Here is a 22,449-nt window from a genome sequence, read left to right as displayed (position 1 = left end):
GGGCATTTACGCGCACTATTTGGTATCGAAATCCGTTCTCTCAGGCCGTGGCGCGGCCCGCGCAGGTCGACGTGGTCGCGCCGACCATCGGCACGAATGCCATCACACCGATCTTCTGCCGGATGGTGAATGCGACCGGCCCCGGACCCGGGTGGAGATCGACCTGCCAGGTGACCGTGCGCGCACGGGTCGGCACGGTGACCGTCCCGCTGCGGCCGCTGGCGAGGTTGCGCCAGGACACCCGGACCTCGATGGTGTAGTCGAGGATCGCCGGCTGTGCCCGGTTCGACGCGATCAGCGAGATCGCCGGTCCGGGCAGACCATCGGCCGGAAACGGGATCTGGTTGAACACATCGACGTGAATGGGGATGGTCGGGCCCGGCAGCGGGTTCGCGCTGTCGCAGCGCAGGGTGGTCACGAGATTGGGATCGGTGTATTCGGGAATCGCCCGCGCGGCTCCCGCTCCGTTGGTGATGACCCCGCCGACCACCGCGGCCACGGCGAGCACCGCAGCAGCGAAGCGGCGGGTTCGCCCACGCTGTGCACAACCCCTGCTGCCCGGCCCCCTGCGCACAATCCCCATGAGGCCAGAGTCTAGGGCCAACTACGATGACCCCATGGCGAATCTCCAGATTGCGCAGGACCCGGCCGCCGATGCCCTGCTGTCCACCGACGCCTTCGCGCTGCTGACCGGGATGTTGCTCGATCAGCAGTTCCCGATGGAACGCGCCTTCGCCGGGCCGGCCAAGATCCGCGATCGGTTCGGCACCATGGAGCCCGATGCGATCGCGGCCGCCGACCCGGAGTCCTTCGCCGATCTGTGTGCGACCCCACCAGCGATCCACCGCTACGGCCGGTCGATGGCCGGTCGCGTCCAGGCCCTTGCACAGGTCGTCGTCGACGAATACGGCTCAGACACCGAACGCATCTGGACCGAGGCGTCCTCGGGCGCCGACCTGTTCGACCGCATCCGCGCCCTGCCCGGTTTCGGCGATCAGAAGGCGAAGATCTTCACCGCTCTGCTGGCCAAGCAGCTCGGCGTGAAACCGACGGGCTGGACCAAGGTCGTTGGTGACTACGGCAAGGCCGGTTTCCGATCGGTGGCCGACGTCACCGATCCGGTGTCGCTGCAGAAGGTCCGCGATTTCAAGAAGGCAGCCAAGGCCGCAGCCAAGAAGGGCTGAATCGGCGCGCCGGATCTGCCAAGCCCCCTCCCGCCAGAACCTGACATCACATAATGTCAGGGTCATGGTTGAGAACAACGGCGGTTCGCCCGGCGTCATCGAGTTGCCGTTCCGACTCGGCTTTGCCGTGACCGGCGTGGTACTGACCGCCGCTGAATCCGCTGTCACCATCGCCCGACTGACCGCCAACAGCGTCCAGCACGAGGTCAACACGGCGCTGGGGATGTCCGGCGATGAACTGGGCAGCTCACGGACACCGATCGCGCTGCTCAACCAACTCGCCGAACTTCTCGGGCCGGACCGGCCGTTCGGACGGATCCTCGCCGCGGGCGGCCCCCTGGAACGACTGTTGAACCCCGACGGTGTGATCGACCGACTGACCGCCCCCGATGGGTTACTCGAGAAGCTCACCGCCAAGGGCGGTCTGTTGGAGCAGATGACCGAGGAGGGCGGCATCCTGGTCCGGCTGACCGCCAAGGACGGACCGCTCGACCGACTCACCCGGCCCGGCGGTGTGGTCGATCAGTTCACCGAGAACGAGGGCATCCTCGAACGGCTGACATCGCAGGGCGGCATCGTCGACAAGCTGACCGCGCCGGACGGAGTGATGGAGAAAGTGACCGCCGACGGTGGGGTGCTCGACCGGATGGCCGCCGACGGCGGCCTGCTCGATCAACTGGTCGGCGAGAACGGCGCGGTCGAACGCGCGATCGCGCCCGATGGTCCGCTGGACCGGATCACCGAACTCACTGAAGTGATCGGTCAGCTCGCCCCCAACCTGCTGGCCATGCAGGACACCGTGCACGAGTTGGCGCAGACCGTCGATCTGCTCAATCAGACCGTCGCACCCCTCGGTGGGCTGGCCGACCGCCTGCCGAAGCGATTGACGCGCGGTTCACGAGGTTCGACACCACACGGCGATCCGGCGATCACCGACGGATCAGAGCGCAACGGCTACTCGCGCGGCGGCGAACCCGACGAGTCCTGACCAGCGCGGCCACCGCCGACCTGGGTCAGCGCCTCGTCGAGCAGGCCCATGTACCCGTCGACATCGGGCATGATCTCCGGACTGGTCGTGACCGAGATGGCCACCGTGTCACCGATCCCGTGCACGCCGTGGGTGAGTCCCTGCGCCGGGGACAGTGCCGGGAAGCCGGTGGTGAACTGAACCCGTCCACCACCGAGCGCGAGGTCGTCGGCGCCGCGGTAGACCGAGGACACCACGGTCACCCCGGTGACCCGATCCGGTCGGCGATCGACGTCGAAATGCCTGACACCCCAGTGGGTCAGTATCGACGGCACCGCATCGTCGGCGCGCCGCTGCGCGATCCGCGCGGGTTCATCGTCGGCGTCGCGGGCGAGAGCGATCTCGGCGGCGATCGCCGTCGACCGTCGGACGGGGTCCGCGATCTCGAGGTGCAGGTCGACACCGACGTTGCGGAAGTTGTTGCGCGCAGCCGTCGGCCGGCTGCGGCCGACGGTCAGTTCGGCCCCGATGCCACCTCGGGGCATCCCGAGATGACGCGCGAGGGCGATCGAGATCACCGTCAGGGCACCGACGGTGACGGTGTGCTCACGCGGGAGTGCATCCCGATCGACAACGATCACCCGCAGGCTCCGTCGGTCGCCGGGTGGACGGTTCAGCACGGTCGGCGGGTATCCGGCCGTCCCGGTAGGCCGGCGACGACGAGCCGCCCGGTAGGCGCACCCGCCACGCCAGATCATCCGGCCGAGTCGCACAGGCAGCAGCACACCACCGATCGCGGCGGCCGCCCCGGCGGCGACCGCAGGCGGCATACCGTCGGTATGGCTCGTCGCGTTCGGACGAAAAACATCGGGAGCGAACAACTTTCGCGCGATGTCGGCCGCACGTCTGCCATCGCCGAGCGCGTGACAGATCTGCAGGACCACCACCACACCGCGCCCACGCGGCGTGGTCACCGGCCCCAAGAGGTGGGCACGCCAGGCATGCCTCGTCGGTGACAGTTGAGCCGACATCAGGGTCGCGATCCGGTCCAGACACTCCGGCCAGGACGTGACGTCGCGATGGAGTCGCACCTGGGAGTCGTCCACGCCGCAGGTCACCCACAACGGGCGATCCAGTACCGCCGGAACATCGCGCACGCGCCGGGTCAGATCCGCCACATCACGCGATCGCCGGCGCAGCTCGTCGGCCCACCGGTCGAGCGGGACACCCTGGTCGGCAAAGGAATACACCAGGAACTGATCGTTGGGGATCGCCTCGGACATCCAGTAGGTCCGAGCGTCGGCCGGTGCCATCCGCTGCATGCCCGCACGGTAGCTCATCGGCGTGCAGCTTCACGGCCGCCGCCGATCACTTCGAGTGTGGTTCCAGATGGATGAAGGCCTGCACGTGGACCTGCGCACCCTCGAGGGCGTCGCGGATCTCGTCCACCGCATCGCCCACGACGCCGGCGAGTTCGTCATAGGAACGCGTCGGTTGCGCCGTGACCGTGAGCCGGATTATCTTTCGGCCGCGGTCGTCGGTCGCCGTGGCCTTCGCCCCGTCGAGAAGCGGATTCGCGGCGAGTTGGGCGCCGACCGCGGTCGCGACCAGTTTCGGTGGCACCGTGAGCACCCCGGAGCGATTGCTGCCGTCGAGGACGAGGTCGTCGACCTTTCCGGGGCGGACCGTGGCCGTGAGCAGCCGCAGACCCCACAGTGCGGCGACGATGGCCACCGCGCCCAGGATCGCCGGCCACCAGGCGGTCTCGGCGGTCCGCGCCGCCCATCCCGCATCGATCCGGTCGATCCAGTCCCGTACGGGACCAACCTCGGCTCGCCACAGCAACGCACCCGCACCGACGGCTACGAGCAGCGCACCGATCACCGCCACTGTGAGCCGGTGCCACACCGCCGGCCTTCGGTTCATCGTTCATCACCTCCGCGCGCGCTCACGATTCTGACCTTGCGACGCAGCGGCGCGGCGATGGTCGACAACACCTCGCCCACGACCTGGTCGATGACCGATCGGTCCACCGAATCGTGCACCGTGACCGACACTTTCACGGTGCGACGGCCCACCACGGTCGTCGCATGCGACACACCGCCGAGCGCGGAGACCGCAGCACTGCAGCGCCGTGCGACATCACCGCGTCGGGTCCACAACACTTCGTGCTCGGCGACGCTCAGATGGGTGCGCCGACGGGGCCGCACGGCGAGCCAGAGCAACACGCCGCCTACGATGATCGACGCGACCGCCGCCGGCCACATCCAGTCCCACCAGTCGATGTCGGCCACCCACAGTGCGGCCGTGGTCAACCAACCGGGCCCGGAGATCCAGCCGGCCGCCACGAGCAGGTCGCGCACGGCGACCACGGCGAGGCTGAGCATTGCGACGCCGATCAGGACACCGGGCACCACCGCGGTGGGATTCGCGGCCGGCGCGAACACCTTCGCGTCGTGAGTGTCGGCGGTCTTGGCCGCGGTCGTGCGGTTGTGCTCGCCGGGAACCGACATCTGCGTCGTCACCGCTGTACCTCCTGACGTTCGGCATCGGGCCTTGCGTCTGCGTCCGCATCGTCGAGGGCCGGGTCGGGTTCCCTCGGCGCCGGAGGCACCGGAGGCAGCTCGGTGTAGCCGCGACGAGGGTCACCGGTGGCGGCGATGTCGGCGGCGTTCACCACCGCCGCGACGGAGACGTCCACTCGTGACGGTCGATGTCCGGTCAGCCGATCGAGATCGCGGGTCACCGCATCGCGCACCATCAGGCACACATCGGTGAGCCGGCACGGCCACCGCACCGCGATCGTCACCTGCACCCGCGGCGTCGCCGCCGACATGTCCACCGAGACCTGCGGGTAGTCGCCACCGGCGATGGCCCGGCCCGGCGTCGAGCCGGACAGCATCGACCCGAGCGTCGTCTGGTGGGCGATGACGCCGTCGACTCCGAGGGCCGCACGGACCGCGGTCTTCTCACCGACGCGATCGGCGATGACCAGACCGCCGCGGGCGGTGGCATGGTCAACCACGGTTGCGGCTCCGTACCACGGCCCGCACATCGATCACTCCGTCGCGCTGCAGACCCGCCAGCACCCCGATCGCACCGAGCACCAGCGCGAGCACGAAGCCACCGAAACCACCGGTGATCGCCGCTATCGCCAGCAGCAGGCCGGCGATCATGCCGACCACCGCGTTCTGTGGCATCTGGTTCTCCTTCCCCATCACAACCCACCATCGGCTGCATCGATCGGCTCGGTCCTGACGCTGATGTCCTCGACCGTCACGACGGTGGGGACGCCGGTCAGGTCGTGCACCGTCTCGCGCACCGCCGACGCGACCTCACGAAGGTCGTGGGTCGCGTCGACAACGATATGCACCTCTGCCGAATCATCGGTCAGCACAACGCCGTTCACCCGCCGACCGGGCAGATAGGTGGCGATCTCGCCGAAGACCCCGCCGTACAATCCGGTGACCCCGGGCACGGCGGTCACGGCATCCACCACACCGGCCGCGGTTGTCGCCTGCGCGTCCCCCGTGCTCACTGGACGCGCGGGGTCTCGTCGACGCCCTCGTCGTCGTCCTCGAAGCGGATGTCGTGCACCGTGACGTTCACCTCGGTCACCTCGAGTCCGGTCATCTGCTCGATGGCGGTGATGACGTTGCGCCGAATGGCGGCGGCCAGCTGGTGGATCGCCACGCCGTAGTCGGCCACGATCGACACGTCGACGGCTGCCTGCCGTTCCCCCACCTCCACGGCAATCCCCTGAGTGGTGCTGGTGGTCGCGCCCGGCAAAGCTTCCCGGACCCGGCCGACCACCCGCTCAGCAGCGCCGCCGACATCTTGGACGCCGTCGATCTCGCGGGTGGCGATACCCGCGATTTTCGCCACGACGATGTCGGAGATCGATGTCCTCCCGCGATCGCCGGCCGGGTCCTTGTGCACCAGGCTGGTGCCGACACCGCCGGTCGCGGCCGACGGCCGCTCCCGCTCGATGGTGGCGGACTGGGTGCGGCTGGTCGTGTCGGACATGCGAACTCCTTCGTTCTCCGGGGGCCACCACGTTCTTCGGTGCGCGACCTGCGTACCCGGGCGGTGGCCCGTGTATAGAGTCAGTCGCAGTGGAAACGGAAAGTGCACGCACGAGTTCTGGTGATGCCGGTCACATGAATGGTTCAAGGTTCCCACGAGTGGCCGGCATGGATGGCCATGGGCCGACGGCACACCGGCCCGCATCGTCGCCGCTGGAACTGACGGCGATGTCCGACGACGAGTTGGCGGCAGCCGCCGCGGTCGGTGATCGTGAGGCCTTCGGCCTGTTGGTGGCGCGCGTCCCTCCCGGCCTGCTGCGCTATCTGAGACGCATGGTGCCCGACCCCCAGACCGCCGAGGATCTCGCCCAGGAGACCTTGATGCATGCGTGGAAGAGCCTGCCGGATTTCGCATTCCGCAGTTCCTTTCGCACCTGGATGTTCGCCATCGCTCACCGTCGGACCACCGATTACCGACGCAGGCGTCGCGAGTTGCCCACCGCCGACGAGCAGTTCGCGGCGCTCGCCGACCCATGCCCCCTCCCCGCAGATGTCGCCGAACACTCCTCGTTGGTCGAGGCATTGCGCACCGAACTCGGCAACCTGCCGCCCACCTCGCGCACGGCGTGGTGGCTGCGCGAGAACGAGGGGATGTCGCTCGACGAGATCGCCCGGGTGTTGCAGACCAGCACCGGGTCCGTCCGCGGTCATCTGCAGCGCAGCAGGAGGTATCTGTCCATCCGGCTGCGACCCTGGCGCCCCGGCGGCCCACCCGATGCGGAGAAACCCCCGACAACCAGACCGCCACGGAACACAGACCGATCGACAACATCCGGGAAGGAGCGCAACCGTGAATGACATATTCGTCGACGGTGGGCACTCCGACGAGACGGACGCGTGGCTGGTGGAGGCGAGTCGAGACCTCGACGAACCCGACGAGGACGTGACCCGTCTGATCGACGTCGCCGGTCTGCGGATCGGACTGATCGCGCGCTACCGCGACGACCTCCTCGCGTTGTCCAACGAGGTGCGCGACGTCGCCGAAGCAGTGTTGAGCGCAACCCTCGGAGACTGGAGCAGCGCGGCTGCGCGACAAGCCATCACGGTCCGATGGCAGGATGTGTACACCCGGCTGACCTGACGGGCGCGTTCGGTCGGCAGCCTCAGTCCACGACGGGACCCGTGCTGCGCACCTCGTCGACCCGGTCCATCGCCGTGCGAAGCTCGGTGAGCCACGAATCCGTGTGCTGCCCGACGAGTTTCACACACCAGGCCAGCGCATCGGCGCGACTGCGTGCAACCCCGGCCGAGACCAGTGTGTCGAGTACCTGGCGTTGCGGTTGACGCAGTCGCGTCATGACGGGCACGGCGAGGTGGGTGAACAACTGCGCGGATTCGCCGCATCGCACGCCCCAGGCGACCTTGCGGTCGAATCGATGTTCCGCCTCCCGCGCAACCTCTATGCGTTGATCACGCGTGGTTTCCCGGAAGCGCGCGATCCGGCCGGCCTCGGCCTGCGCGACCGTCGCCGGATCGGCCCCGGATTCGGTATCGGGCGCAGCAATGGTGCCGACGATGGTGATCTCCTCACGATCAACCGATACCTCGGGTGCGCCGACGAACAATTCGTCGGGCAGGCGTCCGGCCAACCATCCGCTCACTTCTGCCGCGGTATCGGACATGGCAACCTCCAGGTGATTACTTGTAATCAGTATTACTTGCATTCAGGGTAGCTCGATCCATGGTTCGGAGCCAGCGCCTCATCGCCCGAAGAATCAGGGGTAGGTCAGCGCGAGCGGTGACCGGAGTGCATAAATGGACACATGCCGAGATCTGTCTCTATCCACGCGCTCGATCCGAACACTCCGGTCATCGTCGGGGTCGGCCAGTCGTCCGAACGCCTCACCGACGACGACTACCGAGGCCTCTGCGAATCCGACCTCGCATCGCGCGCCGTCGAGGCGGCGCTGGCCGACACCGGCGTGGTCGCACCTGCGGTCGCCGCCGAGATCGACACCGTCGTCGCTGTGCGCACGTTCGAACAATCCACTCCGATGTCATCCTCGCCGCTGGGCAGACCGGACAACATGCCGCGGGCGGTGGCCAAACGGATCGGGATGGACCCCGAACACGCCGTGCTCGGGGTGACCGGCGGGCAGAGTCCACAGAGCCTGCTGACCGAGTTCGCCGGCGAGATCGTCGCGGGGCGTCGTTCGGCGGCAATGATCTTCGGCGCCGAGGTGATGTCGACGGTGCGCCACCTGATGTCGACCACCACTGAGCGCGATCGACCCGATTTCACCGAGCAGGTCGGAGGTCAACTTGAGGATCGTGGCTTCGCGATCGCCGGTCTCACGACCCACCAGGAGGCGAAACACGGACTGCTGTCGCCGGTGGCCCAGTACGCGGTCCTGGAAAACGCCCGTCGCCACCGGGTCGGCCTGCCCCGCGGACGCTATACCGAGACCATGGGCGAACTGTTCGCCCCGATGTCGGAGGTCGCGGCCGCCAACCCGCATGCGGCAGCCCCCACGGTGCGATCTGCATCCGAACTCGCCACCGTGTCGGAGACCAATCGCGTTGTGGCCGACCCGTTCACCAGGTTCATGGTCGCGCGCGACCAGGTCAACCAGGCGGCCGCCACCCTGGTGATGTCCGTGCGGGTCGCCCGACAACTCGGGATCGACCCGTCACGGTGGGTGTTCCTGCACGGCCACGCCGACACCCGCGAGCGCCCACTGATGCAGCGCCCAGACCTCAGCCGCGGGCCGGCGGCCGCCGCGGCCGTGCAGCACGCGCTCGCGGTGGCCCAGATCGGCCTCGACGACGTCGCGCACCTGGACATCTACAGTTGCTTCCCGATCGCGGTGTCCAACGTGATCGATCCACTCGGCATCGATGCCGACGACCCCCGCGGATTGACCCTGACCGGCGGTCTGCCGTTCTTCGGCGGCCCGGGCAACAACTACTCGATGCACGCGATCGCCGAGGCCGTCGACCGGTGTCGTGGCGAGCGCGACTCGTTTGCACTCGTTGCGGCCAACGGCGGCATCCTCAGCAAGACGTCGGTGGGGATCTACAGCACCCGACCGACCGCATGGTCGCCGGACGACTCGAGCGGTGTACAGGAGGTGCTCGACGCCGCTCCCCGCGTACAGACCTCGGATTACGCCGACGGTCCGGCGACAATCGAGGGATTCACGGTCATGCCCGGCCGCGACGGCTCACGAACCGGCATCGTCATCGGCCGTCTCGACTCCGGTCGACGGTTCATCGCCACAGTGGCCACCGACGACGAGTCGATGTTCGAACTACTGGCCACCGACGACCCGGTGGGCGCCGACATCTACGTCCGGTCGAGCGCGAAGGGCAACCGCGTGTTCACCGATCGGGCATCGATGCTCCGTCACCACCCACCGGTTGCGCCCACCTTCCGTTCCTCCTACGAGCACGTCGAGGTCCGCCGCGACGGCCACCTGTTGGAGGTGACGATCAATCGCCCCGAGGCGCGCAACGCACTGCACCCGGCCGCGAACGCCGAACTCGATGAGATCTTCGACGCGTACTTCGCCGACGCAGACCTCTGGGTGGCGATCCTGACGGGTGCCGGCGACAAGGCGTTCTCCGCCGGCAACGATCTCGCGCAGACCACCGGTGCCGGCCTGGAGATTCCGGGCAACGGCTTCGCCGGGCTCACCTCCCGCCGATCGATGCCCAAACCCGTCATCGCCGCGGTCAACGGCTTCGCCCTGGGCGGCGGCTGTGAGATCGCGATGGCCTGTCACATCGTCGTCGCCGACGAACGCGCCACCTTCGGCCTCCCGGAGGTCAGGGTGGGTCTGGCGGCGCTGGCCGGCGGGCTGGTGCGCCTGCCGGCCGCCGTCGGTGGGGCGCTGGCCCGCGACATGATTCTCACCGGACGACGACTCGACGCCGCCGAGGCGCTGGCCGCAGGACTCATCAGCCGCATCGCGCCACCCGGCGAGGTGATGGACCTCGCGCGCACCGTGGCCGCCGAAGTACTCGCGGCGTCACCCACATCGGTGCGGGAATCGCTACGCGCCATGGACACCGCGGCTGCCATCCCCGATGAGATCGAGGCCATCGAGGCGACTTCGGCCGCCATGGACAGCCTGCTGGTCAGCCAGGACACGATTGAAGGGATCACCGCGTTCGTCGCCAAGCGACCACCACGCTGGACCGGTCGCTGACCGCATCGTCGGTGAATTCGGCGGCCGGAGGGTTACCATTCGTCCGACCATCGGCGAGCCATTCGCCACAGCCACACGACGAGAGGCTCGGACATGACGCTGGAGCAGGCAGGCACCGAGGAGCCGAAGGGCTGGTCGATGCCGCGGGGCACGATCGTGTTGCTCTCGGTCACCGGCTTGATCGTCACCGTCGGCGGCATGAAGGCGGTGTCCGGCCTCGTGGGGCCGATCTTCCTCGCCCTGATGCTCACGGTGGCCGTCCAGCCGATCCCGGTGTGGCTGCGCCGCAAGGGAATGCCTACGTGGCTCGCCTTCGTCGCCACCCTGGTGGCCGTCTATGGCATCTTGTTGACACTCTTCGGGTCGCTGGCCTTCTCGATCGCCCGGCTCGCGACGATCCTGCCCGAGTACGCCGACAAGTTCCAAGGCCTCATCGACAACTTCCAGGAGTTCTTGACCAGTCACGGCGTGAGCCCGGACAACGTGCACAACATGATCTCCCACGTCGACCCGGGCAAGGCGCTCGGATACATGTCGGACGTCCTCGAGAGCACGTTGTCGGTGGCGTCGGCGCTCATCCTGGTGGTCACGCTCCTGCTGTTCATGGCCGCCGACGCGATGTCCTTCGACAAGCGCATCGATGTGCTGCGCGGCATCCGACCCGACATCGCCATGGCGTTCCGCAGCTTCGCCCAGGGCACCCGCAGTTACCTGCTGGTGTCCACCGTCTTCGGCCTCATCGTCGCCGTCTTCGATTCGGTGGCGCTGTGGATCGTCGGCATCCCTCTGCCGATCCTCTGGGGACTGCTCTCGTTCATCACCAACTACATCCCGAACATCGGGTTCGTCATCGGCCTGATCCCCCCGGCCCTGCTGGCCCTGCTCGACGGCGGCTGGGGTCAGATGCTGTTGGTGATCGCCATCTACAGCGTCATCAACGTGGTGATCCAATCGGTGATCCAACCAAAATTCGTCGGCGACGCCGTGGGGTTGTCCACAACGTTGACCTTCCTTTCACTCGTGTTCTGGGCGTGGGTCATCGGACCGTTGGGTGCGATCCTCGCGGTGCCGCTGACGCTGATGTCCAAGGCCCTGCTCATCGACATCGATCCGTCCACGCGGTGGGCCGACATCCTGCTGTCGTCGTCGGCACCGAAGTCCGAACCCGACGCGGGCACCGGGCCACCCACCGACGAGGCCTCCCCGGACGCCGACGGCGACGCCGGACCGGACAGCCCCGGCGAGACCGGAGCGTCCCCGCAGCCGAGCTGAGGGCACTTACCCCGCACGAACTTCACACCGCGACAGCGACCGTCGCGCGAACTCGCCACCGGCAAAACCCGCATCTGCTTCCCCACGCGGGCGACGTCGGAGTACATTCGGCGTGTCACATATATTTGATACGTAGGTGGCAACGACGTGAGCGCACAGCTTCAGTGAAGACAGAGGTGGCAACTCGAAATGGACATGACATGGTCGGACGCCGACATCGCGTTCCGCGATGAGGTACGGGAGTTCCTCGAGGCCAAACTGACCCCCGATCTGCGCGCCGCGGGCCGCCTGCGGACCAGCGTGTACGCAGATCACGAGGCGTCTATGACGTGGCAGGCAATCCTGCACGAGCGCGGCTGGGCCGCGCCCGCGTGGCCGGTCGAATACGGCGGCTGCGATTGGACCCTCGGGCAGCACTACCTGTTCAGCCGCGAATCGATCCTGGCCGGCGCACCGGCGCTGTCGCCGATGGGCATCCGGATGGTGTCCCACGCGATCATGGCATTCGGTACGCAGGAGCAAAAGGACTTCTACCTGCCCGGCATCCTCGACGGCAGCGTGTTCTTCTGCCAGGGCTACTCCGAGCCCGAGGCAGGTTCGGACCTGGCGTCTCTGTCGATGGCCGCGGTCAGCGATGGCGACGACTTCGTGGTCACCGGTAGCAAGATCTGGACGACGCATGCCGCGGAGGCCAACTGGATCTTCTGCCTGGTCCGGACGTCCCGCCAGGAGCGCAAGCAGCAGGGCATCACTTTCTTGCTGATCGACATGAACTCACCGGGCATCGAAGTCCAGCCACTCGTGATGGCCTCCGGTGAGCAGGTCCAGGCACAGGTCTTCTTCGACGGCGTCCGGGTCCCGAAGCGCAACGTGCTCGGCAAGGTCGACGAGGGTTGGACCGTCGCCAAGTACCTGCTGATCTTTGAACGTGGTGGTGGCGCCGCGGCCCCCGCCCTGCAGGTGATGGCCGAGAACATCGCAGCCGAAGCCGCCGCGATGACCGGGCCGTCGGGTGTACCCCTGATCGAGGAACCGGCGTTCGCGGCCAAGCTGGCCGACGTACGTGTGCGCGCGAAGATCCTCGAGGTCCTCGAGTACCGTGCGCTGGCCGCGATGAGTTCCGGCGGAGATGCCGGGTCGCTCGCCTCGATGCTCAAGATCCTCGGCACCGAACTGAGCCAGAAGATCACCGAACTCGACCTCGAGGCCGCAGGAGTGCACGGGCGCGTGTACCAGCCGCACGCCGCTGCCCCCGGCGGTCCGATCAACCGGTACACCCCGCCGACCGACGGGTATGTCAGCGGCGAGGCATGGCAGGCCGTCGCCCCGCTGCACTACATGAACGATCGTGCCGGATCTATCTATGCGGGCAGCAACGAGATCCAGCGGAACATCCTGGCCAAGGCCGCGCTGGGACTCGGGTAGACAACCGCGGTCCCACATCAACCCGGCACACAAACGGAGCACACAGAACAATGGACTTCACCCTCACCCCGGAACAACAATTGCTGCGCGACGGACTCACCAAGTTCCTAGGCGCACGCTACGACCTGGAGGCCAGCCGCGAGGTGGCCAAGGTGGGCGCCGGATGGCAACCCGAGATCTGGCGCTCGTTCGCCGAGGAGCTCGGCGTGATCGGCGCCTGCCTACCCGAATCCATCGGCGGTGACGACGGCGGACCCGAAGAACTGATGGTGGTCACCGAGGCCCTCGGACATGCGCTCGTCGTCGAGCCGTTCGTCGACACCGTGGTGCTGGGCGCGCGTCTGCTGGCCCGCACCGGTCACCCGCGGGCGCTGGCCATCGGTGAGCAGATCGTCAGCGGCAACGCACTGACCGCACTCGCCGCGATCGAAGACGGCTCGGGCGGCATGCTTCACCACGTCGGCACCCGGGCCGAGAAGTCGGGCGACTCGTGGATCATCAACGGTGCCAAGGCCGTTGTCACCACCGCGCCACTCGCCGATCACCTGATCATCACGGCGCGGACCGGCGGTGAGACCCGTGAACGCGACGGGGTGTCGATGTTCCTGGTGGACCTCACCGAGACCGTGCCCGAGGGCCTGACCATGCACGCGGTGCGCACCATCGACGACCGCCGAGCCGCGGACCTGACCTTCACCGACCTGCGGGTCGACGCCGACGCACTGATCGGCAACGAGGGGCAGGCTCTCCCCGTGCTCGAGTACGCATGGGATGAGGCGACCGCGGCCGTGGTCTCCGAGGCGGTCGGGGCGATGCGCAAGGTGCTCGACGACACCGTCGAGTACGCCAAGCAGCGACAGCAGTTCGGTCAGCCCATCGGTAGCTTCCAGGCTCTGCAACACCGCATGGTGGACATGCACATCGAACTCGAGCAGGCGGTTGCCGCACAGTATTACGCCATCCTGACCCTCGACGCCGAACCCGCAGCACGAGCCGCGGCAGTGTCGGCAGCAAAGGCCACTGCCAGCCGCGCGGCCAGGTTCATCGGCCAGAATGCAGTCCAACTGCACGGCGGCATGGGTATGACCGAGGAACTGGCCATCGGCCACTACTTCCGCCGATTGACCGCTGTCGAGTACGAATTCGGCTCAGCCGACGCTCATCTCGCGCGCTTCGCCAAACTGGCCGACGCCTGAGCAACCACCGATGCGACCAACGTCCCGGTGCGCACCGTCGCACCGGGACGTTGGTCGTCAACTCCGGATGTTCGCTCCGATCAGGGCGATACATGCCGCGACCACGGGTTCGACGATGCTGTAGAGGGACCGGTCCTGTTCCATCGCGGACGCCGCCAGTTCGCGGATACCACCCCAGATCATCACCGCCGTCTCATGCGTCATCGGAGAGATGCCCGCTTCCCGCATACGCGGCGAGTCGGTGAGCGGCACCAGAACCGCGATGAGCGATTCCATCGCGTCCACCTGGACGCGGCGCGCCGAGTCCCCGAGTGCCGGCAGTTCACGAATCCAGCTCCAGGCGATCGCCGGGTTCTGTTCGGTGACCGACACATACGCCTCGACCGCCTGCCGGATCTGCATGGTCCACTCCGCGGCAGGATCGACATCCTCGGAGATCGCCTGGATCATCGCGTCGTTGGTGGTGCGCAGGAGATCGACGAAGCAGGCCTGTTTGTCGGCGAACTCCTGATAGAAGGAACGGCGCGAGGTCCGCGCGACCCGGACCACGTCGGCGACCGTGGTCTCCCGATAGCCGCGTTCCATCACGCAGGTGGCCATGGCCTGCAGAAGCCGTTCCCGCACCGGGGATGCGGCGCCCTCCGACGAGACGACAGCTTCGGGCAACATGCCCCAACGATACGACCCCGCCCTTGTCAGTCGCGGTACGCACGCGTACCGTCGGGTGGTACGGAAGCGTACCGGGCACACGACGAGAGGACCGCGGGATGACGACCGGACAGATCAGCGAGGTCGAACCGATTCTCCCCCCGCGCCCGCGCCTGCCGAGGGTCGCGACCGGTCTCGGTTTCGCCCTCCGCAGGCGCCAGACGATGACACAACTGACGCGGCGATACGGTTCCACGTTCACGATCGGGCTGCCCGTGTTCGGCGACGTGGTAGTGGTCGCCGATCCCACTCTGGCACGGCAACTCTTCACCACCTCGACCGATCGCGTCGCCAACATCCGCCCCAACCTCGGCCGCGTCCTCGGCGCCGGGTCGATGTTCTCACTCGACGGCGCCGAGCATCGGCGACGCCGGAAGCTGTTGACACCGCCGCTGCACGGCAAGCGGATTCGGTATTACGAGGCGGTCGTCGCCGAGGAGTTCGCCGCCGAGGCGGTCACGTGGCCGACCGGACGCCCGTTCGCCACCCTCGAGCCGATGATGCGGATCACCCTCAACGTCATCCTGCGCACGGTGTTCGGTGCGCGCGGGGCCGACCTCGACGTCCTGCGTCAGATCATTCCGCCCATGGTGACGACCGGATCGCGGCTGGCGACGATTCCCGACCTGCCGCTGACCTTCGGCCCACTCGATCCGCGTTGCCGATTCGCTGCACAGCGCGAGACCTATGACCGCGTCGTCGGATCGCTGATCGCCTCCGCCCGCGCCGAGCACGACCTCGCCCACCGCACCGACATCCTGGCGCTGATGATCCTCAGCCGACACGAGGACGGCTCGGCGATGACCGATGCGGAGATCGCCGACGAACTGCTCACCTTGCTGGCCGCCGGACACGAGACCACCGCGACGACACTCGCCTGGGCGATCGAACGCCTCCAGCGTCATCGCAGGGCGCTCGACACGCTCGTCGCCGAGCTGGACGCGGGTGGCAGCGATTACCTCACGGCCACGATCACCGAGATCCAGCGCAGCCGGCCGGTGATCGACCTCGCCGGCCGCCATGTGATCGACGACCTCGTCGAGCTCGGCCCGTATCGAATACCCAAGGGCCACAACATCATGGTGTCGATATCCCTCTTGCACGACGACAGCCGCCAGTTCCGTGATCCCGAGCGGTTCGATCCGGAACGCTTCGTGGGGACCACAGCCGGGCCCGCATGGCTGCCGTTCGGCGGCGGTACGCGCCGATGCATCGGCGCCGCGTTTGCACAGATGGAGATGGACGTCGTTCTGCGCGCACTGTTACGCGATTTCACCATCGAACCGTCGACATCGCCGGATGAACGCTGGCACTCTCGCGGCGTCGCGTACGCACCCGCCCGCGGCGGACGTGTCGTACTGCACCGCCGTCGGTAGCGCGTCATGCTCCCCGGGACAGGATGGACGATTACCTGACCCGCCGTCCGGGTAACACCTCAGCGACAGCTCGCGGGGGCGGGCGCGTGGCGCCGTCGACCCGTGAGACCTCACGAGTCGACGAGAGGGATCACCGTGTCACACCAGCGCGTCGTCTCGGCGCTGATCGAACGCGTCGGGCGCACCTACGCCGACGAGGCCGGCATCACCCTGAAGAACACGCCGGCACCCCTGTTCCAACTGCTAGTCCTGTCGCTGTTGCTGAGCGCGCGCATCTCGGCCGACATCGCGGTCGCGGCCGCACGCGAGTTGTTCGCCGCGGGCTACCGGACGCCGGCGAAGATGGCCGACGCCGACTGGCAGGACCTGGTCGATGCGCTCGGGCGCGGACACTACGTGCGCTACGACGAGAGCACCGCCACCCGACTCGGCGAGGCCGCACGCAAGGTCGGCGACGACTACCAGGGCGACCTACGCACGCTGGCCGACCGCGCCGACGGAGACGTCGGTCGCGCCGCCAAGGAACTACAGACGTTCACCGGGATCGGCCCCACCGGCGCATCGGTGTTCCTGCGCGAGGTACAGGACGTGTGGGACTGGGTCACCCCCTACTTCGGCGAGCGGGCACTGTCGGCAGCCGGCGAACTGGGGTTGCCCGACGACCCCGTCGAACTGCACCGGCTCGCGGACGGTCATCCGGCACTGCTGGCAGCGGCCCTGGTGCGCGTATCGCTCGACGACGACCTCCGGGCGGAGTTGACCTGACGCCACACGCGGACCCGCTCCGCGCGTCGATGTCGGTGACCGACACCACAATCTGGCTGTGCGATCCGTCACAGTGAAGCGGATGTCAGATCGTGATCCGCGGCCCGCAAAACGCCGCGATGCGCAGGGAATTCACAGGATTCGACCCTACGTTATCGACGCGTGATCAAAATCCTGCAGGTCACCGAGTCGATGTGACCTTTCTGTTATCCGCTTGTACCGTCGCCACCGGTCCGAGATCAGCCGCCCAGCCAGCTACGGGGTGGCGATAGGAGGAACGATGACCATGAGCATGAAGAAGCTTGCTGTGCGCGCCGGAATCGTCGGCGCCCTGTCCCTGGCCCCGTTCGCTGCAGTCGCCGGCACCGCGTCGGCGAACAACTGGGACGCAGTCGCCCAGTGCGAGAGCGGCGGCAACTGGGGAATCAACACCGGCAACGGCTACTACGGCGGCCTGCAGTTCTCGCAGAGCACCTGGGAAGCCAACGGCGGTGTCGGGAACCCGGCCAACGCCTCGAAGGCCGAGCAGATCCGGGTGGCCGAGAACGTGCTGGCCACTCAGGGCGCCGGCGCATGGCCGACCTGCGGTGCCTACCTCTGACACCGCGCGTGTGACCGTGTTGTGTGGCCGTCGCCCCTGACCGGGGCGGCGGCTACACCCGTTCTCGGGGCGTGATCAGGCGTGCGATGAGCGGGAACACCAACACCGTGGTGGCGCCGGCTGCGACGAGCACCGATGCCAGTTGCACCGACATCAGATCGGCCGCAGTGGCCACTCCGGTGACCGCCACGATGATCGGCAGGCCGGTGGCCGCATACAAGGCGAGCTGAGTTCGTTCTCGCTGGTTCACCAGATTGTTGCCATGCTGCACGTAGCGCTCGCTGAGCCACACCGGCAGTCCGCGGGCGACCGCGATCGCGACGACCAGCCCGAGCCACAGCACCGGTTGCCCGAGCACGGCCGTCACATCGATGTTCATCCCCGAGACGACGAAGAAGACGGGGATGAGCACACCGAAGCCGACGACCTCCAGCGACTTCCCGACCTCGTGGTTCTGTGGCCCGATGAGCCGCTGCAGGATCAGTCCGGCGGCGAAGGCGCCGAGCACCACATCGAGGTCGAAGACGGCGGCCACCGTCATCAGGGTGACCAGCAGCAGGAACACCACCCGGACCGGCAACTGTGCTGTGCCCTCGCTCATCTCCGACACCGCGTATCGCACGCCCGGGATTCGCTCCACGATGCGTTGGGGTACCGCACCGATGAGCACCGCGGCGACCCCGAAGAGGATCAGCACCACCAGCGCACCGCCCACGCTGCGACTGGTGAGCAGTAGCGACATCGCGATGATCGGCGCCAACTCCCCCACCGCCCCGTGGGCCATCACCGACCGACCCAGCGCGGTGTCGAGCAGTCCGTCCTGCTTGATGATGGGCAGCAGCGTGCCCAATGCGGTCGAGGTCAGCGCGATGGCCACCGCGATGTGCGCGCTGAAGTTCTCGTCCGGGATCGCGAAGGTGACCGCGATCAGGGCGATCGCCAGACCCGCCAGCCACGTCATTCGCGCCACCCTGCCCGACCTACCGCCGAGCAGTTTCGGATCCAGTTCGTAGCCGGCCAGCAGGAACAGCATGCCCAGGCCCAGTTCGCTCAGGATCTGCACGCTGTCGACGTCGGCCCACCCCAGCAGATGGGGGCCGATCGCCATGCCGCACACCAACAGGATCACCACATCCGGCACGTAGCCGCGCGTGATCCGCGACAGGATCGGCGACGCTGCCGCGGCGACGGTGATCCAGAACAATGATTCGATCGCGGAGGTATCGGCTGACGAAGACGCCTCGGCGATCACCATCATCCGGTCATCCTGGCACATCGCCGGGCAACCAACCCATCCGCACACTCTCACCGGGCGAATCACGTGTGCCAGAACACAGACGACGACGTTTCGGAGATTCGTATGGGTACACGCACACACGGCCGGCACCGGCTGGATCGACGCGACAGCCGCACCCCGCAAGCCGTCGACCGGCGCCGCCCGGCCAGACTCGCCGCCTGGGTGGCGGCCGGATCGGCACCGGCGATACTCGCCTTCACCGGGGGCGCGATCGCTTCGGCCCAACCGGCTCCCGCACATCTCACGGCCGACATCGGACCGCACCACGTCGTCGATGACAACGCGGGTACCCGGACCGGGCCCGGCAGTCGCGCGCTACCCGACCGGCCGCTGCCCACTTTCGATCCGAGCACGCTGCACGCCCCGGCACCCACCGCACCGGTCCGGCCGATCACCGCGCCACCGGACACCGTACGGATCGGAGACATCACCGCACCGGCGCCGCAGTGGCTGCCGCCCGAGCAGACCGAACAGGTCAATACCGCCGCCGCGACCGGCGAGGCGCAGATCGCCACCGCGGGCGACGCCGTGGGCCTCGATTCCGCGCGCTCGGACCGGGTCGCGGCGACCACCATCGCCGGCGCGGCCACCGGCGCAGCCGTCGCCACTGCGACGGTCGGTGCCCCGCTCGCGGTCGCCGGCGGGGTCGTCGGTGGTGTCGCCGGACTGGTGGCGGGGGTGCCATTCTTGCCCGCCGGCCTGGTGGTGGGACCGCCGGTCGGGGCGGCCATCGGCGCAGCCGCCACTGCGGCGCCGTTCGCTGCGGCCGGCGCAGCCATCGGCGGCGGCGTGGGCCTCGCCCAGGGGCTGGCCGAACCCGCACATCCCTGAGGCACCCCGTCGGGATATCACTGCGTTGCCGACCTGACCAGCCGGTAGGTGAAAGGCTGGTCAGGTCAGACGCCGCAGCCCGATGGGAGCCATAAATGGAGACTGTCACCGACCGAACCGACGCCGACGAACCCGAGGCCGACGACGACCGGATCAGCTTGTCGATGTCGTTGTTGATGACACCGGACATGGCCAACTTCACCGGCAACGTGCACGGCGGGACCTTGCTCAAATTGCTGGACCAGGTCGCCTACGCCTGTGCGAGCAGGTACTCCCGTCGGTACGCCGTGACATTGTCGGTGGACCGGGTGATCTTCCGCGAACCGATCCGGGTGGGCGAAGTGCTGACCCTCTCGGCGTCGATCAACTACACCGGGCGGACCTCGATGGAGGTCGGTATCCGCGTGGACACCGAGAACGTGCTCACCGGCGAACGCCGCCATACGAACAGCTGCTACTTCACGATGGTCGCCACCGATGACGCCGGCCGACCACACCCGGTGCCCCAGCTGGTACCGCGCACCGCAGTCGCGCGCCGACGGTTCACCGAGGCCGAGGAACGCCGAGCGGCACTTCGATCAGCCCAGTGAAAGTGACCCGGTGACGATCAGCCCAGGGACGCCGATGGTCGCCTCATTCGTCGGAGGCGTCATCCTCGTCGAGCGCGCTGACAGTGATGCCGTAGGGCAGAAACCGGACCTTACGCCGCGGATCGGTGTTGTGTTTGTTGGCCCGCAGCGCGTCGATCTCGGAGGCGTAGACCTGTTCGACCCGTGCACCGCCGTCGTCGCTGACGACGAAGACAGCCCAGACTCCGGTGCCGGTCTCCCCCGCCGTCTCGGGTTCACGACGGCGCGGGCGTCCGGCGTCGGTGAACAAGGTCGACCACGCCGCGCCCTGGGCCCCGGAGCCGGACAAGAACTTGCCGACCATGTCGCGCACACCGTCGGTGGCCTCGCGGGCAAAGCGATCGAAGTCCTCGGGACTCATCCCGAATGGACCGTTGTTCTCCGCCATGTGCGACCTCCTGCTGCTGCGGATCGGCATCGTCGCCGTGTGATGTCCAGTGTCCACCGGAACACACGTCTACGCCACGTCCCAGATCAGGCGGGCCGACATCAGGCCAGGCCGGCGTCATGCAGCGCAATCGCGACCTGCACGCGGTTGGTGACGCCCAGTTTGGCGAAGATGTGCGAGATGTGCGCCTTCACGGTCGCGACACTCATGAACAGCTGCGCGGCGATCTCCGAGTTCGAGGCACCCGTGGCCACGCACACCGCGACGGCATGTTCTCGTTCGGTGAGCGCCGCCAACGACTCGCGAGCAGGTCACCGGTTTTCTCGGACCCAACGGTGCCGGGAAATCGACGACCATGCGGATCATCGCCGGGCTGACCCCGCCGACGTCGGGTTCGGCGACGGTCGTCGGACGCGTCTACCGCGACATCCCCAACCCGGCAACGCACGTGGGGGTGTTGCTCGACGCGTCCGCGCAACACGCGGGTCGCACCGGGGCCGAGATCCTGCGACTCAGCGCGATGACCCTGGGAGTCCCGCGGGCACGCGTCGACGAGATTCTCGAGCTGGTGAGTCTGACGCCCGATGAAGCCGACCGCCGGGTACGCAACTACTCGCTGGGCATGCGTCAACGTCTGGGCATCGCCAACGCGCTGCTCGGCGATCCGAACATCCTGATTCTCGATGAACCCGCCAACGGGCTCGACCCCGCGGGCATCCACTGGATGCGCACGCTGTTGCGCGACTACGCCGACCGTGGCGGGACGGTGCTGCTGTCCTCACATCTGTTGCACGAGATCGAGATCATCGCCGACGAAATCCTCGTCATCGGCCACGGCCGAATCGTCGCGCAAGGCACCACATCCGAGCTGCTGGCCGCCCAGGGAACCCTGGTCCGGTCGCTCGACGACGCGGCGCTGGCCACCGCGCTGGGCATCACCGGCATCGAGGTGCGGGCCGCCGACGGCGGCGGTCTGCGCACCGACGCCGCACCGGAGGACGTCGGTCGGGTCGCGGCCGCCACGGCCATCGCGTTGGTGGAACTGCGACCCGCCGACGGAGCCCAGCTCGAGGAGATGTTCCTCGAACTCACCCAACAGACCCAGCGCGAACAGCCCGCCCTGTCAGGAGTGCCGTCATGACCGTCCAGATTCCCACTCGCCCAGCAACTCCGGCGCCCGATGACGCCGGCGGGATCCGCGACACCGCGATCCCGCTGACCCGATTGACCCGCGTCGAACTGCGCAAGCTGGTCGACACCCGCGCCGGATTCTGGCTCGCCGCATCCATCGGTGTCATCTCGGTGGTGGTCGCGGTCGCGATGCTGATCGCCGACCGCAACAGCCCCGAGAACCTGAACTACGGACAGTTCTTCGGCATGATGAACATTCCGACCGGCATCATCCTGCCGGTCCTCGCCATCCTGCTGGTCACCGGCGAATGGAGCCAACGCACCGCGCTGACCACGTTCACGATGGAACCGCGCCGAGAACGGGTGGTGCTCGCCAAATTGGCCGCAGCGCTCATCGCGGGGGTCACCGCCGTGATCATCTCGCTGGGGTTGTGAACTGTTCC

At 67.7% G+C, this 22,449-nt stretch carries 25 protein-coding genes and 3 pseudogenes; 15 read left to right on the top strand and 13 right to left on the bottom strand.

Features of this window, described 5'->3' with window-relative positions; translation table 11 throughout:
* Window positions 1-40: 40 nt before the first annotated feature.
* Entirely contained in the window at window positions 41-583 is a 543-nt protein-coding gene (locus VX037_RS06935) for a hypothetical protein (protein WP_235722418.1), read from the bottom strand.
* Between the two features lie 34 nt (window positions 584-617).
* Between VX037_RS06935 and VX037_RS06930 the strand changes: the two genes are divergently transcribed.
* On the top strand, window positions 618-1,184 hold the full coding sequence (locus VX037_RS06930; RefSeq protein ID WP_235722417.1) for an HhH-GPD-type base excision DNA repair protein: 567 nt from the start codon (window positions 618-620) through the stop codon (window positions 1,182-1,184).
* Window positions 1,185-1,248: 64 nt separating this feature from the next.
* Entirely contained in the window at window positions 1,249-2,172 is a 924-nt protein-coding gene (locus VX037_RS06925) for a hypothetical protein (protein ID WP_235722416.1), read from the top strand.
* On the opposite strand, the gene VX037_RS06920 is transcribed toward VX037_RS06925, so the two are convergent.
* Genes VX037_RS06920 through VX037_RS06890 form a run of 7 tightly spaced genes read right to left on the bottom strand, consistent with a single transcriptional unit; the run spans window position 2,139 to window position 6,177 of the window.
* Complete coding sequence (locus VX037_RS06920) at window positions 2,139-3,491, bottom strand: WS/DGAT domain-containing protein (RefSeq protein ID WP_235722415.1); 1,353 nt, start codon at window positions 3,489-3,491, stop codon at window positions 2,139-2,141. The genes VX037_RS06925 and VX037_RS06920 overlap by 34 nt on opposite strands.
* Window positions 3,492-3,519: 28 nt before the next feature.
* On the bottom strand, window positions 3,520-4,077 hold the full coding sequence (locus tag VX037_RS06915; protein ID WP_235722414.1) for an alkaline shock response membrane anchor protein AmaP: 558 nt from the start codon (window positions 4,075-4,077) through the stop codon (window positions 3,520-3,522).
* Window positions 4,074-4,676 (bottom strand): DUF6286 domain-containing protein, encoded by a 603-nt coding sequence (locus VX037_RS06910; protein ID WP_235722413.1) that lies wholly within the window; start codon window positions 4,674-4,676, stop codon window positions 4,074-4,076. Before VX037_RS06910 ends, VX037_RS06915 begins: the two co-directional genes overlap by 4 nt.
* Window positions 4,673-5,176, bottom strand: coding sequence for an Asp23/Gls24 family envelope stress response protein (locus tag VX037_RS06905; RefSeq protein ID WP_235722412.1), 504 nt, complete (start codon window positions 5,174-5,176; stop codon window positions 4,673-4,675). The genes VX037_RS06910 and VX037_RS06905 overlap by 4 nt, the downstream gene beginning before the upstream one ends.
* Entirely contained in the window at window positions 5,169-5,351 is a 183-nt protein-coding gene (locus VX037_RS06900; protein WP_235722411.1) for a DUF2273 domain-containing protein, read from the bottom strand. Before VX037_RS06900 ends, VX037_RS06905 begins: the two co-directional genes overlap by 8 nt.
* 17 nt (window positions 5,352-5,368) lie before the next feature.
* Window positions 5,369-5,689, bottom strand: a complete 321-nt coding sequence (locus VX037_RS06895) for a hypothetical protein (RefSeq protein WP_235722410.1) — start codon at window positions 5,687-5,689, stop codon at window positions 5,369-5,371.
* The gene (locus VX037_RS06890) at window positions 5,686-6,177 is read right to left on the bottom strand and encodes an Asp23/Gls24 family envelope stress response protein (RefSeq protein WP_235722409.1); all 492 of its coding nucleotides are present in this window, start codon (window positions 6,175-6,177) and stop codon (window positions 5,686-5,688) included. Before VX037_RS06890 ends, VX037_RS06895 begins: the two co-directional genes overlap by 4 nt.
* 167 nt (window positions 6,178-6,344) lie before the next feature.
* Here VX037_RS06890 and VX037_RS06885 point away from each other — a divergent pair, with 167 nt between their 5' ends.
* Both VX037_RS06885 and VX037_RS06880 read left to right on the top strand, forming a co-directional pair.
* A complete protein-coding gene (locus VX037_RS06885; RefSeq protein ID WP_235722774.1) occupies window positions 6,345-7,034 on the top strand; it encodes an RNA polymerase sigma factor in 690 nt (229 codons plus the stop codon).
* The gene (locus VX037_RS06880; RefSeq protein WP_235722408.1) at window positions 7,027-7,317 is read left to right on the top strand and encodes a hypothetical protein; all 291 of its coding nucleotides are present in this window, start codon (window positions 7,027-7,029) and stop codon (window positions 7,315-7,317) included. The genes VX037_RS06885 and VX037_RS06880 overlap by 8 nt, the downstream gene beginning before the upstream one ends.
* Before the next feature lie 22 nt (window positions 7,318-7,339).
* On the opposite strand, the gene VX037_RS06875 is transcribed toward VX037_RS06880, so the two are convergent.
* Window positions 7,340-7,858 (bottom strand): hypothetical protein, encoded by a 519-nt coding sequence (locus VX037_RS06875; RefSeq protein WP_235722407.1) that lies wholly within the window; start codon window positions 7,856-7,858, stop codon window positions 7,340-7,342.
* A gap of 141 nt (window positions 7,859-7,999) precedes the next feature.
* On the opposite strand from VX037_RS06875, the gene VX037_RS06870 reads away from it, so the two are divergent.
* The 4 genes from VX037_RS06870 (at window position 8,000) to VX037_RS06855 (ending at window position 14,280) form a co-directional block, all read left to right on the top strand.
* Window positions 8,000-10,387: an acetyl-CoA acetyltransferase gene (locus VX037_RS06870; protein WP_235722406.1), complete on the top strand. Its 2,388-nt coding sequence runs from the start codon at window positions 8,000-8,002 to the stop codon at window positions 10,385-10,387.
* Window positions 10,388-10,480: 93 nt separating this feature from the next.
* Entirely contained in the window at window positions 10,481-11,659 is a 1,179-nt protein-coding gene (locus VX037_RS06865) for an AI-2E family transporter (RefSeq protein WP_235722405.1), read from the top strand.
* Window positions 11,660-11,848: 189 nt separating this feature from the next.
* Window positions 11,849-13,084, top strand: a complete 1,236-nt coding sequence (locus VX037_RS06860; protein ID WP_235722404.1) for an acyl-CoA dehydrogenase family protein — start codon at window positions 11,849-11,851, stop codon at window positions 13,082-13,084.
* A 50-nt stretch (window positions 13,085-13,134) separates the two neighbouring features.
* A complete protein-coding gene (locus VX037_RS06855) occupies window positions 13,135-14,280 on the top strand; it encodes an acyl-CoA dehydrogenase family protein (RefSeq protein ID WP_235722403.1) in 1,146 nt (381 codons plus the stop codon).
* 57 nt (window positions 14,281-14,337) lie between these two features.
* On the opposite strand, the gene VX037_RS06850 is transcribed toward VX037_RS06855, so the two are convergent.
* Complete coding sequence (locus tag VX037_RS06850) at window positions 14,338-14,949, bottom strand: TetR/AcrR family transcriptional regulator (RefSeq protein ID WP_287016689.1); 612 nt, start codon at window positions 14,947-14,949, stop codon at window positions 14,338-14,340.
* Between the two features lie 98 nt (window positions 14,950-15,047).
* Between VX037_RS06850 and VX037_RS06845 the strand changes: the two genes are divergently transcribed.
* The 3 genes from VX037_RS06845 to VX037_RS06835 all read left to right on the top strand — a co-directional run bounded on the left by VX037_RS06845 (window position 15,048) and on the right by VX037_RS06835 (window position 17,730).
* Window positions 15,048-16,364, top strand: a complete 1,317-nt coding sequence (locus tag VX037_RS06845) for a cytochrome P450 (protein WP_328713724.1) — start codon at window positions 15,048-15,050, stop codon at window positions 16,362-16,364.
* A gap of 135 nt (window positions 16,365-16,499) precedes the next feature.
* Window positions 16,500-17,129 (top strand): endonuclease, encoded by a 630-nt coding sequence (locus VX037_RS06840; protein ID WP_328713722.1) that lies wholly within the window; start codon window positions 16,500-16,502, stop codon window positions 17,127-17,129.
* 280 nt (window positions 17,130-17,409) lie between these two features.
* Entirely contained in the window at window positions 17,410-17,730 is a 321-nt protein-coding gene (locus VX037_RS06835; protein WP_235722399.1) for a transglycosylase family protein, read from the top strand.
* Window positions 17,731-17,782: 52 nt separating this feature from the next.
* Here VX037_RS06835 and VX037_RS06830 read toward each other — a convergent pair whose 3' ends face one another.
* Window positions 17,783-18,985 (bottom strand): cation:proton antiporter, encoded by a 1,203-nt coding sequence (locus tag VX037_RS06830; protein WP_328713831.1) that lies wholly within the window; start codon window positions 18,983-18,985, stop codon window positions 17,783-17,785.
* A 105-nt stretch (window positions 18,986-19,090) separates the two neighbouring features.
* Between VX037_RS06830 and VX037_RS06825 the strand changes: the two genes are divergently transcribed.
* A complete protein-coding gene (locus tag VX037_RS06825; RefSeq protein WP_328713720.1) occupies window positions 19,091-19,858 on the top strand; it encodes a hypothetical protein in 768 nt (255 codons plus the stop codon).
* A 95-nt stretch (window positions 19,859-19,953) separates the two neighbouring features.
* Entirely contained in the window at window positions 19,954-20,448 is a 495-nt protein-coding gene (locus tag VX037_RS06820; protein WP_235722397.1) for an acyl-CoA thioesterase, read from the top strand.
* Between the two features lie 43 nt (window positions 20,449-20,491).
* Here VX037_RS06820 and VX037_RS06815 read toward each other — a convergent pair whose 3' ends face one another.
* Both VX037_RS06815 and VX037_RS06810 read right to left on the bottom strand, forming a co-directional pair.
* On the bottom strand, window positions 20,492-20,875 hold the full coding sequence (locus VX037_RS06815) for a hypothetical protein (protein WP_235722396.1): 384 nt from the start codon (window positions 20,873-20,875) through the stop codon (window positions 20,492-20,494).
* A gap of 101 nt (window positions 20,876-20,976) precedes the next feature.
* A pseudogene (locus VX037_RS06810) lies at window positions 20,977-21,168 on the bottom strand (response regulator transcription factor); the annotation flags it as partial.
* Window positions 21,169-21,182: 14 nt separating this feature from the next.
* Here VX037_RS06810 and VX037_RS06805 point away from each other — a divergent pair.
* Together VX037_RS06805 and VX037_RS06800 are read left to right on the top strand one after the other, a co-directional pair.
* A pseudogene (locus VX037_RS06805) lies at window positions 21,183-22,016 on the top strand (ABC transporter ATP-binding protein); the annotation flags it as partial.
* Window positions 22,013-22,438: pseudogene (locus VX037_RS06800) on the top strand (ABC transporter permease); the annotation flags it as partial. The pseudogenes VX037_RS06805 and VX037_RS06800, both read left to right, overlap by 4 nt.
* Window positions 22,439-22,449 lie beyond the last annotated feature (11 nt).

This window comes from Gordonia sp. Z-3 (assembly GCF_036233855.1).
GTDB lineage: Bacteria > Actinomycetota > Actinomycetes > Mycobacteriales > Mycobacteriaceae > Gordonia > Gordonia tangerina.
The sequence above is the reverse complement of the archived record's forward strand: the minus strand, read 5'-3'. Positions and strand labels throughout refer to the sequence as shown.